General features: G+C 64.3%; 10 protein-coding genes. 4 read left to right on the top strand and 6 right to left on the bottom strand.

The genetic code is table 11. The annotated features are described in order from the left end of the window. Nucleotides 1–106 precede the first annotated feature (106 nt). Both DOM41_RS16430 and DOM41_RS16435 read left to right on the top strand, forming a co-directional pair. Nucleotides 107–529, top strand: a complete 423-nt coding sequence (locus tag DOM41_RS16430; RefSeq protein WP_110687924.1) for a MarR family winged helix-turn-helix transcriptional regulator — start codon at nt 107–109, stop codon at nt 527–529. Nucleotides 530–542: 13 nt separating this feature from the next. After that, nucleotides 543–1,295, top strand: a complete 753-nt coding sequence (locus DOM41_RS16435) for a siderophore-interacting protein (RefSeq protein ID WP_110687925.1) — start codon at nt 543–545, stop codon at nt 1,293–1,295. A 138-nt stretch (nt 1,296–1,433) separates the two neighbouring features. On the opposite strand, the gene pdxB is transcribed toward DOM41_RS16435, so the two are convergent. Beyond that, a complete protein-coding gene (pdxB, locus tag DOM41_RS16440) occupies nt 1,434–2,579 on the bottom strand; it encodes a 4-phosphoerythronate dehydrogenase PdxB (protein WP_110687926.1) in 1,146 nt (381 codons plus the stop codon). A gap of 184 nt (nt 2,580–2,763) precedes the next feature. Between pdxB and DOM41_RS16445 the strand changes: the two genes are divergently transcribed. Further along, entirely contained in the window at nt 2,764–3,039 is a 276-nt protein-coding gene (locus DOM41_RS16445; RefSeq protein ID WP_110687927.1) for a hypothetical protein, read from the top strand. Between the two features lie 110 nt (nt 3,040–3,149). On the opposite strand, the gene rlmKL is transcribed toward DOM41_RS16445, so the two are convergent. Then, nucleotides 3,150–5,384, bottom strand: a complete 2,235-nt coding sequence (gene rlmKL / locus DOM41_RS16450) for a bifunctional 23S rRNA (guanine(2069)-N(7))-methyltransferase RlmK/23S rRNA (guanine(2445)-N(2))-methyltransferase RlmL (protein WP_110688053.1) — start codon at nt 5,382–5,384, stop codon at nt 3,150–3,152. Nucleotides 5,385–5,633: 249 nt separating this feature from the next. On the opposite strand from rlmKL, the gene rmf reads away from it, so the two are divergent. Continuing rightward, nucleotides 5,634–5,843, top strand: a complete 210-nt coding sequence (rmf, locus tag DOM41_RS16455; RefSeq protein ID WP_110687928.1) for a ribosome modulation factor — start codon at nt 5,634–5,636, stop codon at nt 5,841–5,843. A 180-nt stretch (nt 5,844–6,023) separates the two neighbouring features. Here rmf and DOM41_RS16460 read toward each other — a convergent pair whose 3' ends face one another. The 4 genes from DOM41_RS16460 to trmA all read right to left on the bottom strand — a co-directional run bounded on the left by DOM41_RS16460 (nt 6,024) and on the right by trmA (nt 14,718). Then, on the bottom strand, nt 6,024–7,064 hold the full coding sequence (locus tag DOM41_RS16460) for a quinone-dependent dihydroorotate dehydrogenase (RefSeq protein WP_110687929.1): 1,041 nt from the start codon (nt 7,062–7,064) through the stop codon (nt 6,024–6,026). A 186-nt stretch (nt 7,065–7,250) separates the two neighbouring features. Next, nucleotides 7,251–8,384, bottom strand: coding sequence for a hypothetical protein (locus DOM41_RS16465; protein ID WP_110687930.1), 1,134 nt, complete (start codon nt 8,382–8,384; stop codon nt 7,251–7,253). 159 nt (nt 8,385–8,543) lie between these two features. Continuing rightward, nucleotides 8,544–13,376, bottom strand: a complete 4,833-nt coding sequence (locus DOM41_RS16470; protein ID WP_110687931.1) for an NAD-glutamate dehydrogenase — start codon at nt 13,374–13,376, stop codon at nt 8,544–8,546. 217 nt (nt 13,377–13,593) lie between these two features. Further along, on the bottom strand, nt 13,594–14,718 hold the full coding sequence (gene trmA / locus DOM41_RS16475) for a tRNA (uridine(54)-C5)-methyltransferase TrmA (RefSeq protein WP_110687932.1): 1,125 nt from the start codon (nt 14,716–14,718) through the stop codon (nt 13,594–13,596).

The following is a 14,718-nucleotide window of genomic DNA, read 5'->3' on the forward strand; positions in this document are numbered from 1 at the left end:
ACGGCGGCGACGGCGCCAACGAGCCCCTCATGCATATGCGAATGGTTGACATTTGCGGCCTAAAACGCCTTTAATTGGTTGATATTATCAACCTTATGAGTCACCCATGCCGCAAGCCCCCGCGGGAGAGACGCTCCATCATCTACTGCACGCCTACCGCCGCGCGCTGAGACGCGCCTACGACGGGCAGTCGCTGGCGCTGACGGTCGCGCAGATTCGCGCGCTGAAATCGATCCGCGCGCTCGCCCCGACCTCGGCGCGGGAGGTCGCCGACTATCTGCAGCGCGACAAGGCGCAGATCACCCGCCTGCTTCGCGAACTGATCGAAACCGGCAGCGTCGTCAAGCAACCCGATCCCGATGACGGGCGACGCCAGATCCTGGCGCTCTCTGCCGACGGCCAGGCCTTGTTATCGCGCATCGACGAGGGCGAACGCCAGGTGCACGCCAGACTCGCTGCCGACCTCGATCAAACGGACATCGACGCGTTCGCCCGCCTGAGCCAGCGCATGATCCACAACCTCGACTGACCTGGAGCCCCTCATGGCCAAGACGCCACCGCGACCTTTCACCGTCATCGCACGGCAACAGCTGACACCGCACATGCTGCGCCTCACCCTCGGCGGCGAAGGCATGCGAGACTTCCCCGCCGACCAGCCGAGCGCGCACATCAAGCTCGTTTTCCCGACCGAGGGCGAAGCGCGTGACCGCATGCGTACCTATACCGTCCGCGACCAGCGCGACGACCAGATCGATGTCGACTTCGTGCTACACGATGACAGCGGCCCTGCGGCGAGCTGGGCCGCCGAGGCCCAACCGGGCGACGAGATCCTCGTCGCCGGCCCTGGCCCGGTGAAGCGCCTGCCGGAAGACGCCGACTGGAACCTGCTGGTCGGCGACATGACGTCACTACCGGCGATCAGTGCCAACCTCGAACGGCTGCCGGCCCATGCCGTGGGTCACGTCATCATTGAAGTGGCGAGCGACGCGGACAGGCAGACGCTCGATCTGCCCGAAGGCATCGCGCTCGACTACCGGATCAACCCTCATCCCGGCAGCGACAGCGACCTGTTGCTGAACGCGGTCAGAGCGCTCGACTGGCCAGCCGGCAAGCCAGGTATCTGGGTCGCCTGCGAGTTTTCCGCCATGCGCAAGCTGCGCCGACATCTCATCGACGACCGAGGTGTCGACAAGCGCGCCATGTATATTTCGAGCTACTGGAAACTCGGCAGCAACGAGGACGGTCACCGCGTGGTCAAACAGGAGGACGCGGTCAGTGACGCCGAAAGCGCCTGACGCTAGCTATCGCCGGGTCCAACGCCGGCCGTCGAGCGGACGCCGTTCGCGCGGAGCCTGGGTTAGACTGGCGGTAAGGTGGGGGCCGGAATCTGACCGGCGCCGTTCACGATAACGAGCGCCGGCCGCGCATCCGGCCTACTTCAGTTTGACGCTGAACCCGACGCCTTCGAGCGCGTCGCGAAGCTTGCCCTTGTTCTTCTTGAGCTCGACACGCAGGGTCTGAAATTCCCGACGTGCCGGATACTCGCGTCGATAGGTGTCGAACCCCTCCGCCATGCCGAGACGCCGACGATAGCGGTCGAAGGCAAGGACATCACGGCGCACGTCGTAGCAGGCGCGGGCGCAGAGCGAGAGCGCCTCCAACGGCGGCGTCCAGCCGTGCAGAACGATCTTGCTCAGCCAGGGGTCCGGCCTCAGCTGTCCCAGCTTGCGCCGGGCCGGCAGCCCGAAGTGGCGCATGGCCGCCTGGTAGACCATTTCAGTGCCGCGCATCTTGCCATCCACGCTATAGCCAGCAATGTGCGGCGTGGGGATGTCCACCAGGTCGTAGAGCGCTTCGTCGATGGCAGGCTCGTGCTCCCAGACGTCGATGACCGTGCGCAGATCCTGGGCGCGGGCGAGGCGTTCCCGTAGCGCCTCGCCATCCAGACAGTCACCTCGGCCGGCACTGATCAGCACGGTACCCGGCTTGAGCGCGTCGATACGACGGCGGTCCATCAGGTGGCGGGTCGCGTGCTCGCCCGCTTCGATGAGTGGCGTGTGCAGCGATAGGATGTCGGCGCGCTCGATCAGCGTATCCAGATCGAGAAAATCGTCACGCCCTTCCTGCTCGGCTCGAGGCGGATCGCAGATCAGACAGGTCACGTCGAGATCGTCAAGGCGCGTGGCCAGTCGGCCGCCGACCTCGCCGGCCCCGATGATGCCCACCGTCTTGCCTGCCAGCGACACCCCCTCCTCTTCGGCCAGCAGCAGCAGACTCGACAACACATAGTCCACCACCGAGTCGGCGTTGCTGCCTGGCGCGCTGGAAAAGCCAATGCCGCGCTGGCGCAGGGCATCCAGGTCGATGTGATCGGTGCCGATGGTGCAAGTGCCGACGAACTTGATCGCCGAGCCCTCGACCATCTCGGCCGTCACTGGCGTCACCGAGCGGACGATCAGTACGTCCGCGTCGCGCACGCTCTCCAGCGTCATATCGCGACCGGCTTGCCGCACCACTTCGCCGAGCTCGCCGAAGAACTCCTCGGCCAGCGGCACGTTTTCATCCACCAGGATGCGCATGAAACCTCTCTTCCTCGAATAGTGACTGACCGTCGCCCGCACCGCCCGAGCGCGTCGATTTATTCACCGCGTGCTTTACAATGGCGCAGAGACACCAGCGCCGGGCGAGTCGACTCGGCGCAGCCATCTTAGGCCGGCCACCCGGCGTGAACAAGCCGCGGGGCCCACCACAGCAGGAGTTCGCGTGATCGTTCGTTGGGAAAGTGAGCATGACTACGTGCTCGTCCATCTGCATCAGGACATGTTCGGCGACTGGATCTTCAGCCGAGCCTGGGGGCAGATCGGCACACAGTACGGTGGGCTCAAACACGCCGTCGCCGACAGCTACGACCAGGCCCAGCTCTGGCTGGACAATCTCGCTCATATCCAGCTCGCGCGTGGACTGCGAAAGGTACTCGAAGCCGAGGACGAGAGCCCGGAAGGCCGACGTGCCATGGCGCAACTTTCATTGCTCGACTGACCCGGGGCGAGTACCTCGCCCCGGTACCCGACCGTGGCGGCCTGCGCTCCCGCTTCGAGCATGGCGCCTTGAGCAAGACGCCTTGAGGAAGACGCCTTGGCCACGATGCCTCACACGCGATGCGTCAACCGGAAGCAGTGATGAAGGTTGGTGCGCCGCGTGAAGTCGGGATCGAAGGTTTGCCGAGTAATCTCCTCGACCTCGAATGCCGCCTCGAGCGCCGGATCGAGGCGAAAGCGCTGCTGATTGTTAGAGAAGATCAGCTCTCCCCCCGGCGCCAGCCGCGCCATCGCAAGCTCGATCAACCGAGCATGGTCGCGCTGCACGTCGAGGGTGCCATCCATCTTCTTGGAGTTGGAGAAGGTCGGCGGATCGAGAAAGATCAGATCGAAGGTAGCACTCGCGGTTTCCAACCAGCGGAAACAGTCGTCGCGCACCACCCGGTGTCGGCTCGGCGCCAGCTGATTGAGTGTGAAATTGTCCCGCGCCCACTCCAGATAGGTATTCGATAGATCGACGCTGACGCTCTCGGTCGCGCCGCCAAGGGCCGCATGAACCGTCGCCGTACCGGTGTAGCAGAACAGATTGAGAAAGCGCTTGCCGCTGGCTTTTTCACCCAGCATTCGCCGCACTGGCCGATGGTCGAGAAAGAGCCCGGTATCGAGGTAGTCGACCAGATTGACCCACAGCGACGCGGCCCCCTCTTTAACCACGAACCGCTGGTGGCTATCGCCCTGCTTTTCATACTGCGCCTTGCCGCTCTGGCGCTCGCGCTGCTTGTAGTGGATCTGCTCGGGGCGTACGTCGAGCACCACCGGAATCGCACTCAGCGCGTCGAGCAACCGTCGCTGGGCACGGCTCGCGTCGACCGATTTCGGCGCTGCGTACTCCTGAACATGGATCTGATGACCATAGACATCGATCGCCAGAGCGTACTCCGGCATGTCAGCGTCATACAGTCGATAGCAGGATTCTCCGGAACGCTTCAACCATTTGGCGAGCCGCTTGCGGTTCTTCTGAAGACGGTTGGCGAACATCCGCGCGCCCTCACTCAGCGCCTCGCCGGGATCGGCGGTCGAGGCAGTGCCGGCCGATGCGGTCTGATTCTCGGCGATCGATGGCTCGGCGACGTCCGCCGTCGCAGGCTCGGTTTGCGCGGTTGCCGCCCGCGCGGCAACGTCGGCAAGCAGCAGCTTGCAGTCCAGCGGCCCGTTCTTGAATGCGTACTGACGGTGGGCGCGCAGCCCCAGGCGATGACCGAGATCCGGATTGCCGGTAAACAGCGCCAGCGTCCACCCGCCGAACTCACGTTTCAGACGCTCGCCGAGCTTGCCGTAGAGCGCCACCAGTTCCGGCAGCTCGCCGAGGCGTTCGCCGTAGGGGGGATTGGTGACCACAAGCCCGACGTCGGCGGCCTCGGGCGGTCGCGCCAGCGCCTGCACCGAGCCGCCCTCGAAATCGATCAGTGCCGGGATCCCCGCACGCATGGCGTTGCTGCGCGCCGCGGCGATGGCCTGCGGGCTTTGATCGAAGCCAAACAGGCGAGCCGTGATGCGCCGACGACCGAGCGACGCCCGCGCCCGGGCCTCCTGCGCAAGCTCACGCCAGCACTCGGCGTCGAAGTCGCCCAGGCGCTCGAAGCCGAACTGCTCGCGAGCGAGCTGGGGCGCGGTGTCGGTGGCCATCATCGCCGCCTCGATCAACAGCGTTCCGGCACCGCACATCGGGTCGACGAGAGATTCACCGCGCTTCGCCCGCTCGGGCCAATCGGCGCGCACCAGTAGTGCTGCGGCCAGATTTTCCTTCAGCGGGGCGTGGCCGGCATCGCGCCGATAGCCACGCTGGTGCAGGCTCGCCCCCACCAGGTCGATCCCTACCAACAGCTGCCCACGGTGCAGATGCGCATAGACCCGAACGTCGGCGTCCTTGGGCGCCACCGAGGGGCGCTTTCGCCCGGCCAGCTGCATCGCCTCGACCACGCCGTCCTTGACCACCTGGGCACCGAACCGCGTGTGACGGATAGCGGCGGAGTGACCGTGGAAATCGACCGCAAGGGTCTGGTCGTCATGCAGCAGACCGGCCCAATCGAGCCCTCTGACCGCCTCGACGATTGCCGGAGGCTCGTCACAACCCGCGATGCGGCCGAGCGTCATGACGACGCGATTGGCCAGGCGCGACCAGAGACAGATCCGATACGCCGTGGCCCGGTCCGCGGTGACGTGCACACCGGCGACCGTAATTTTTTGTATCTGTGCCCCCAGTTCGGTGACCTCGTCTGCCAGCAGCGCCTCGACGCTCCACGGACAGGTGATATAGAGACTCAACAGCGAGTTATCGTCTTTCATGATGGCGTCATCGGACCGTCGTCGGACGGTCATATTCCTATGAGTACAAATTTGGATCGGCGTTATGCCAAACCGCCTATCGACACTGGTTATCGTTTCGGCTAAAGCTAACACTCGTAGCTACGGTAAAACGCATGCGTGATGCTTGTCCGGACGTTCCGCGGACGGCCCACTTGTCGATGCCCCCGGGCGTACTGTGGGTCGTGCTGTCCCAACGCAGATGTAGTGGTTTTGACAAGAGGCCATACGATGAAACGACAGAAACGTGATCGCAATCAGCGGGCATATCTGCACGGCTATAAAGCGGGGGTGGCCGGTCGCTCACGCGACGATTGCCCTAGCCAGGAGATCAATCTGCGCGAAAACTGGATGAGCGGCTGGCGCGAAGGCCGCGGCGATCAGTGGTCTGGGATGACGGGGGTCTCCGGGATTCATAAAAATCCCGCGGTCATGACCTGACACCGTTTTCGACATCGTTCACAACGTCATCGAATCCAGCAGTGGCACGAGACGCTACGTCACCGCTCGTGCCCTATCGAGGCCCGCCACATCGGCGGGCCTTTTCGTTACCAGCGACGCGGCCCGACCTGGCGATCGTTGGCATCAACGAAAAGCCGTGGCCTTAGCGACCGTTCGCGATCAGAGCGCAGCGCTATCGAAGTCGTCGGTTCGGCGAGTCGCTTCGACACATTCGCCCACCAGCTCCGGTCCCCGATAGATGAACCCGGTGTAGAGCTGGACCAGGTCCGCGCCGGCCTGACACTTCTCACTGGCACGAACGCCGCTGTCGATACCGCCCGCACCGATGATCGGCATGTCAGGCAGCAGCCGGCGAAGCTCTCTGACCACCGCCGTGGAAGTGGCAAACAGCGGCGCTCCCGAGAGCCCACCGGCCTCATGCGCATGCGGCGTGCCCACGACGTTCTCCCGCGCGATGGTCGTGTTGGTGGCGATCACGCCATCGATGGCGTTGGCCTTCAGCGCGGCGGCGACCAGGCCGATCTCGTCCCGGCTCATGTCCGGGGCGATTTTCACTGCCAGCGGGACACGCCGACCATTGGCAGCGTCGAGCCGGGTCGCCTCCTGTTTGAGCGCACCGAGCAGCGAATCCAGATGCTCGCCGAACTGTAGACTCCGGAGCCCCGGGGTATTCGGCGACGAGACGTTGACGGTGATGTAGTGCGCGGCCGCGTGTGCCCGCTGCAGACAGGTGACGTAGTCATCGACCGCTCGCTCCACCGGCGTCGTGAGGTTCTTGCCGATATTGATCCCGATGACACCGGCATAGCGACTTCGACGCACGTTGGCGACCAGATGATCGACACCGGCATTGTTGAATCCCATCCGATTGATGATCGCCTGCGGCCCGGTCAGCCGAAAAAGCCGCGGCCGCGGATTGCCCTGCTGCGCCTTGGGCGTGACCGTGCCGACCTCGACGAAGCCGAAGCCGAGTGCACCCAGCGCATCGAGATGGTCGGCGTTCTTGTCGAGCCCCGCCGCCAGACCGACGCGATTGGCAAACGACAGCCCCATCGTCTCTACCGGCGCCCCGCTCTCGAACCGCCCGCCGAACCGACCGGCGAGGCGCAGCCGGTGCGCGGCGTCGAGGCCGGTAAGCGTCAGGCGATGGGCGGTCTCGGGGTCGAGACGAAACAGCAGGGAGCGAGCGACGGGGTACATGAGAATTTCTCGTCGGCGACGGTGGGAGGGCAATACGACCGGCAGTCCGGACCATTGGGGATCAGCGGCGTAGGAGTATACCTCAACGGCTCACCCGCGGACGAGTCGGCGTCACCGCTGCGCCAACGAAAAGACCCGGCACCTGGGGTGCCGGGTCGATGTCACGCGTGCGGAACGTCTGGCGGGTTACTGCGTATTGAGCTGCTGGACACGCAGGGTGTAGTTGTTGGCGCCATTCATCGCCGAGCCGAAACGCTGGCCCTTCACCCAGACCTGATACTGGCCTGACGGAAGTACGGTTTCGATATCGAAATCGCCCAGAGCCATCGAGCCCTCATCGCTGGCGACGACCTCACCGCTGTCGTCGAGGATCCGTGCCTGCAGACGATAGGTGCCTTCGTTACCCGGGAAGGTCGAACTGGTCACCGATACCGTGCCCGCCTCGGCCACGTTGAAGCTCAGCACGACGCCCTCCTCGCGAATCAGGATATCGGCAACGATCTCGTCAAAACCGTCGGGCATCGCCGGCTCTTCGCGCGAGCCCGAACCGGATGCCGATTCGACGGCCTTCTCGGCGAGCGGCTCGTCGATCGCCGCCGCCTGCGTATCGGGTGTTGCTGGCGGCTTGGCCGACACACCGGTGTTGGACGGTGCATGCGTGGCATCACCATCCTCGGCCATCATCCGGCCACTGCCGGCGGTGGCCGCTTCGTCACCGCCACGACCGGGAGCGCTCAGCGTCGCGACCTGATCGTTTTCATCGACGAAGGCCGTCGTTCGACCGGAAGGCGACGCGCCGCCAAACATGATGCCGCCACCGTCATCGACGCTGCTCTCGTCGGCGTCGAGCACACGGCCTTCGGCGTCGAGCTGAGCGACATTGATGTTATAGCTGTTGCCACCGGTCTTGGTCGTGCCGAATTTCTGCCCCGACACTTGAATGGTGTAGCTACCCGGCTCCAGCGACTCCTCCATCACCAGCCCGCCGGAGTAGCCCATACCGCTGTCCTTGGCGACCACGTTACCGTTGCCATCGACCAGCGTGGCGCGAATTTTGTAGTCCTCCGACTCACCCGGCATGGTCGAGCTGGAGAAGCGATAGCGGCCCGCGGTGTCGACGGTGAACGGATGCTGATACATGCCGCCAAAAAAGAAACTTTGGCTACGAGCGTCATTGCTCGATTTGAAGAACTGAGTGAGGTCGACCTGACTGGCGGCTTCCTGAGCGTCCTTGAGTGCTTCGCTCTGGGCGTTCGCCTGCGAGCCGATACCGGCAAGGGTCAAGCTCAGGACGAGAGTAGTGAATACGCGCTGCTTCATGGGGCCTCTCTACGTTCGCGACGATCGCGTCGCTTCCCGCGTAACGAGGACGCGTGCCGGCACCTGTTCAGGCAACGGCACGCGTCGGTCAAAAGGGGCACGGCAGGATCGCCGCGCCGCATTGACGAGGCGCGATCGCCTCGTCGGGCTCGGGCAACCTTATCCGTCACTCTCGCTTTCGGCAAGATCGACCAGCTCCCGGATCGCCACGGCGGCCAGGGCGAAGCTCACCTGGGTGCCGGTATTGATCTCCGCCAGCAGCGCGTTCCACCGCTCGAACAGCACGGCATTCTGCTGTTCCCAGCGCTCGACCCGCTTCTCGACCTCTCGCGGTGCCTCGGACATGCCGAGCACCTTGACCGTCAGCGCCAGCTGCTGGCGATCCAGATCGTCACGGAACGTTTCCCGCGCCTGCGCCTGCCAGCCGTCTCGCACCTCGAGACCGTTGAGCTGCTGCATCATCCACGGCAGGTCCAGACGCTCACCCACGGTGTAGTACACCTCGGCAACGCGCTGGAGCTTCTCGCCGCTGGCTCTGGCTGCCTGAATGATGCCGAGTCCGGCATACAGGCTCGGGGCGGCGGCCACCACGGCGGCGGTCGCCTGCGGCACGCCGGCTTCGATCAGCGCGTCGCGTCGCTCGATCCAGGCCTCGCGCTCGTCACCCTGGAGACGATTGCCGACGTCCTCCTGAATCTGGACGAGCTGCGGGCCGAACTGATCGACGCACTCCTTGATGCTGAGCGAGCCGCGATGGCGGATGAACCAGCGCGTCGCACGTCGCAGCAGCCGCATCAGGTCGAGCATCATGCGGTACTGGACCTGGCTGTCGACCTTGTAGTCCAGCGCCTCGATCCGCTCCCAAAGGCGCTCAAGGCCGAAGCTGTCGCGGGCGATGACGTAGGCCTGGGCGATCTCCACTCGACTGGCGCCCGTGGAGTCGCGCAGCTGTCGAATGAAAGTCACCCCCATGTGATCGACCAGGTTGTTGGCCAACTGGGTCGCCACGATCTCCTGCTTGAGCCGGTGCTGGTAGAGATCCTGCGGGTAGCGCTCCGCAAGCGTCCCCGGGAAGGCGCGCGTCACATGCTGCTGAAGCTGCGGATCGTCAGGCAGCTCGGCGGCGATCAGGTCGCTCTTCAGCGTGCTCTTGGCGTAAGAGATCAACACGCTGAGTTCAGGCATTGTCAGCCCGCCCTCGTTGTTGCTGCGCTCGATCAACTGTTCGTCGCTGGGGAGGAACTCGAGTTCACGGTCGAGGCTGCCGGCCGCTTCGAGCTCGTTGATGAAACGTCGATACGGCCCCAACCCTTCCTGCGACTGCAGCTCGGCCAGCGACAGCGCCTGAGTCTGGCGATAGTTGTCGCGCACCACCAGATCCCCGACCTCGTCGGTCATCTCGCCGAGCAGCTCATTGCGCTGTTTCTCGGTCATGTCGCCACGCTGGACGATATCGTCGAGCAGGATCTTGATGTTGACCTCGTGATCCGAGCAGTTGACCCCGCCGGCGTTGTCGATGAAGTCGGTATTCACCCGCACGCCGCGGGCGGCGGCTTCCATTCGGCCGCGTTGGGTCAGACCCAGGTTACCGCCCTCGCCGACCACTCGGCACTGCAGCTCGCGGCCATCGATTCGCAGTCCGTCGTTGGCCTTGTCGCCGACGTCGACATGACTCTCGGTGGAGGCCTTGACGTAAGTACCGATGCCGCCGTTCCAGAGCAGATCGATCCTCGACTTGAGCATCGCGTTGATCAGATCGTTGGGCGCGAGCTTGTCGGCCTGGATGCCGAAGACCTCTTTCATCGCCGGCGAGATCGCGATCGACTTGGCACTGCGCTCGAAGATACCGCCGCCCTCCGAGATCACGCTCTCGTCATAGTCCGACCAGCTCGAGCGCGGCTGTTCGAAGAGTCGCTGGCGCTCGGTGAACGAGGCCGCGGCGTCGGGGGTCGGGTCGACGAAGATGTGGCGATGGTTGAAGGCCCCCAGCAGACGAATCTTGTCGGAGAGGAGCATCCCGTTGCCGAAGACGTCGCCGGCCATGTCGCCGATCCCCAGCACCGTGAATTCGTCCTTCTGGGTATTGATGCCCATCTCACGGAAGTGACGCTTCACCGACTCCCAGGCACCGCGAGCCGTGATCGCCATGCCCTTGTGGTCATAGCCCTGAGCGCCGCCGGAGGCGAAGGCATCGCGCAACCAGAAGCCATACTCGATCGAAATGGCGTTGGCGTAGTCCGAGAAGGTCGCCGTGCCCTTGTCCGCCGCCACCACCAGGTAGGGGTCGTCCGGATCGTGGCGCACCACGGACTGCGGCGCGACGACGGTGGTGCCGTCGAGGTTATCGCTGATATCCAGCAGCCCGCGAATCAGGATGCGGTAGCACTCGATGCCTTCGGCCTGGATGGCATCCCGGTCCGCAGTCTCCGGCATGCGCTTGCAGATGAAGCCGCCCTTCGCCCCCACCGGGACAATGACCGAGTTCTTCACCTGCTGCGCCTTCATCAGCCCCAGGATTTCAGTACGGAAGTCCTCGTTGCGGTCCGACCAGCGCAGGCCACCGCGAGCGACCTTGCCGCCACGCAGATGCACGCCCTCCATGCGCGGCGAGTAGACGAACACCTCGAACATCGGCCGCGGCTTGGGCATGCCCGGCACCTTGCTGGGCTCGAGCTTGAACGAGATATACGCCTTGGGGCTGCCGTCGGCCTGCGGCTGGAAGAAATTGGTGCGCACGGTCGCCTGAATCAGGTCGACGTAGCGGCGCAGCAGCAGGTCGTCATTGAGGCTTGCAACCTTGTCGAGCTGACCGTTGAGCGATTCGATGATCTTGTCACACGCCGCATCGCGATCGGCCGGGGCCTGTGGGACGAAACGCTGCTCGAACAGCTCGATGAGGCCGCGGGTGATGTCGGTATAGGTCGCCAGGGTATTGGCAATGTAGACCTGCGATAGACCGATGCGTAGCTGCTTGAGGTAACGGGCGTACGCACGCAGTACCGCCACCTGACGCCAGTCAAGGCCAGCGCCGATGATCAGCCGGTTGTAGACGTCGTTCTCGGCGTCGGCGACCCAGATACGGGTGAAAGCGTCGATGAAGTTGTCGCGCATCTCGCCAAGATCGACCTCTTCGGTCCCGCGATACTCGAAGGTGAAGTCGTGGATCCAGTACGCCTGGCCGTCAGTGGCGATGCGATAGGGGCGCTCGCTGATCACGCGCAGGCCCAGGTTCTCGAGCACCGGCAGCATGTCGGAGAGCGGAATCGGTGTCTCGAGATGGTAGAGCTTGAGGTTGACGCTGCCCGCCGACCGCTCGGCCATGTGGTAGAGGCTAACGCCGATCGGCGCGCCTTCATCGAGCGCCTGCAGGTAACGAATATCGTTCGCCCCGGTGCGCGCCGAAAAGTCATCGCGATAGCCACCGGGGAAGGCATCGCGGAAAACCTGGAGCTGACGGTTGCCCGCCTCTTCGCCCAGCGTCTCGATCAACGCCCCATGCAGATCCTCGCGCCAGTTGCGCGTCAGCCCGATGACCTTTTTCTCCAGGGCGCGGCAATCGAACGCGACCGGGGCATCCCCCTTGAAGCGCAGCGTGAACTGGATTCTCGCCAGCACCGACTCCGAGAGATACGGATTGAAGTCGGCGAAGGTGGCGTCGAGCTCCTGGCAGAGCAGATCCTGAATGCGCAGACGGAGATCGGTGGAGAAGATGTCACGCGGGACGAACACCAGGCAGGAGTAGAACTGCCCGGCGCGGTCCGTGCGCACGAACAACCGCACGCGACGACGTTCACGGATATTGAGAATCCCGAAGGCCGTCTCCGCCAGCTCGTCGGTGGTGCTCTGGAACAGATCGTCGCGCGGGTGCACCTCGAGAATCTGCAGCAGCAGCTTGCCGTTGTGGCCCTTCGGGTTGACGCCGGCGATGTCAATCACCGCCTCGACCTTGCGCCGCAGCACCGGCACGCTACGCGGCGATTCGTTATAGACCAGTGAGGTGAAGAGCCCGAAGAAGCGCCACTCACCGACTGCCTTGCCGTTGCTGTCGTAGCGCACCACTGCAATGTGGTCGGGATAGGTGGGACGGTGAACCCGGGCATGCCAGGCGCTCTTGGCAAAGCGCAGCAGCGCAGGCTGGGTGCCGGCGGCTTCGTCGGCCTCGAACGCCACCGATTCGGTATAGCGCGGCGCGTCGAGCTTGAGCACACCCAGCTCGCTGTCTTCTACGCTCTCGCGCCGGGCCGCGCCCCCCTCGCCGACATAGCGGCTCTCGACATAGCCAAGATAGGTGAAATGCTCGTCGAGCAGCCATTCCAGGAAAGCAATGGTCTCTTCCTGGTCCGCTGCCGGCACTGCCGGCGTCGAGCGCTCACGCAGTTCCGCGATAACCCCCCGCATGCGCTCGCGCATCGGATCGAAATCCGTCACGGCGATGCGCACGTCCCGCAGCACTTCGTGCAGACTCTGCTCGAGTTCGCCAAGCATGGTCTGATCGGTATGCCGGTCGACCTCGATCAGAATGATCGACTCGCGTGCCTCCGGCGCGTCGCTGGCGCGGATGCCGGTGATACGCTCAACGTGATGACGCGCGTCGCGCTCCACCGCCAGCACCGCATTATGAATCGCGTGCAGGGTCAGGCCGCGGCGGTTGAGCTCCATGCGCACGGAGTCGACCAGAAACGGCATGTCTTCATGAAGTACCGCCACGACGGTATGAGGCGACTGCCAGCCGTGCTCTTCGAAGTTGGGATTGAAGATGCGCACCTTGGCCTCGTTGGGGTCGAAAGTGCGCATGAAGTGCCAGGCGGCCAGCGTCGCGCCGTAAATATCCTCGAGCTGACGCTCTGCGGCCTCGTCGAAGGGCGCCGTCGCATAGAGGTCCCTGGCGAACGCGGCTATTCGATTGACCTTCTCCTCGGGCAGCCGCTGAGCCAGCTTCTCCCGTAGCTGCTCAAGAAATTCCGTTTTTTCCTCGATCGCGACATGTTGCATCTATCACCTCGGCTGACACCGGCCGTCAGAAAAAGCGGCCACCAGATTATTGGCGAGCCGCGCCCGGACAAGACATCTGCCCGCCGGGTCGCGACTCGCCTGCGCGAAGATTACGCCAGCGCTGCCTAGCGCCACACCCAACTAATGGCTTCGTCATGGCGCATGTCGGTTCTGCATCGCCGCCGCCTTCGTTCGGTAGCGATGGCGATTGACAAGTTCAGTTCGTGGGCCGGCGTTCCAGCAGCACCCCGCACTCACAGTGGTCGGTCCAGGGGAACTGGTCAAACAGCGCCATGCGTTGGATGCGATGCGTCTCGCCAAGCTGCGCCAGATTGCGCGCCAGCGTATCCGGGTTGCAGGAAATATAGACGATACGTTCGTACTGCATCAGCGGCTCGCAGCTCTCGCGGTCGAGCCCCGCCCTCGGCGGGTCCACCAGCACGGTGGAGAAATCACACGTATCGAGTCCCATCGCGGCCACTCGACGACCACTCTTCTCGCCGCTGAGCGCCTGGGTGAACTCCTCCGCCGACATCCGCGCGACGTGCACGTTGTCGAGCCCATTGGCCTCGATGTTCGCCTGAGCGGAGGCCACTGAGGTCCGCGAAATCTCGGTGGCCACGACGCGCCTGAAGTTCTCGGCAAGGGCGATGGTGAAGTTGCCATTGCCACAGTAGAGCTCGACCAGATCCCCCTCGCTATCGCGGGTCACGTCTCGCGCCCAGCCGAGCATGGCGCGGCAGATCTCGGCGTTCGGCTGGGTGAAGCTGTTCTCGACCTGCTGGTAGACGAACTCGCGACCGTCGACCTCGAGTCGCTCCCACACGTGATCGCGGGCGAGGACCAGGCGCTGCTTGCGCGAGCGACCGATCAGCGACACCCCGAGCGTCTCCTGCAGCTCGCGAGCGCGCGCCTCCCAGGCCTCGTCGAGCGCTTTGTGATAGATCAGCGTCACCAGGGCCTCGCCGCTCAGCGTGGTGAGGAACTCGACCTGGAAGAGCTTGTACCGCATCAGCGGGTCATCACGAATGGCATCGAGCAGCGCCGGCATCAGGGCGTTGATGCGTTCGCTGGCAACGGGAAAGGTGTCGAGTCGCACGATGCGCTGGGCGACCTTGCCACGATGGCGCGGCGCCTCGTGGTCGGGCTCGAACATGGCATAGAAAAGATCGTCGCCCTCATGCCAGAGGCGAAATTCGGCCCGCATACGGTAGTGCGCAGCGGGTGAGGCGAAGACTTCGAGCTCTGGGGGCTCGAAGGCCGCAAACTGCGCTTCGATCCGCTGGCGCTTGGCGTCGAGCTGAGCCGCGTAGCGCGACGGGTCGATGGTGGTGATGACCAC

It is taken from the genome of Salinicola aestuarinus (assembly GCF_003206645.1).
In the GTDB taxonomy this organism is placed as follows: Bacteria; Pseudomonadota; Gammaproteobacteria; order Pseudomonadales; family Halomonadaceae; genus Salinicola; species Salinicola aestuarinus.

Bases quoted from the DNA above. Each gene is read 5' to 3' on its own strand.
- DOM41_RS16430 (WP_110687924.1), top strand. From the start codon at position 107: ATGCCGCAAGCCCCCGCGGGAGAGACGCTCCATCATCTACTGCACGCC.
- DOM41_RS16435 (WP_110687925.1), top strand. From the start codon at position 543: ATGGCCAAGACGCCACCGCGACCTTTCACCGTCATCGCACGGCAACAG.
- pdxB (WP_110687926.1), bottom strand. From the start codon at position 2,579: ATGCGCATCCTGGTGGATGAAAACGTGCCGCTGGCCGAGGAGTTCTTC.
- rlmKL (WP_110688053.1), bottom strand. From the start codon at position 5,384: ATGAAAGACGATAACTCGCTGTTGAGTCTCTATATCACCTGTCCGTGG.
- rmf (WP_110687928.1), top strand. From the start codon at position 5,634: ATGAAACGACAGAAACGTGATCGCAATCAGCGGGCATATCTGCACGGC.
- DOM41_RS16460 (WP_110687929.1), bottom strand. From the start codon at position 7,064: ATGTACCCCGTCGCTCGCTCCCTGCTGTTTCGTCTCGACCCCGAGACC.
- DOM41_RS16465 (WP_110687930.1), bottom strand. From the start codon at position 8,384: ATGAAGCAGCGCGTATTCACTACTCTCGTCCTGAGCTTGACCCTTGCC.
- DOM41_RS16470 (WP_110687931.1), bottom strand. From the start codon at position 13,376: ATGCAACATGTCGCGATCGAGGAAAAAACGGAATTTCTTGAGCAGCTA.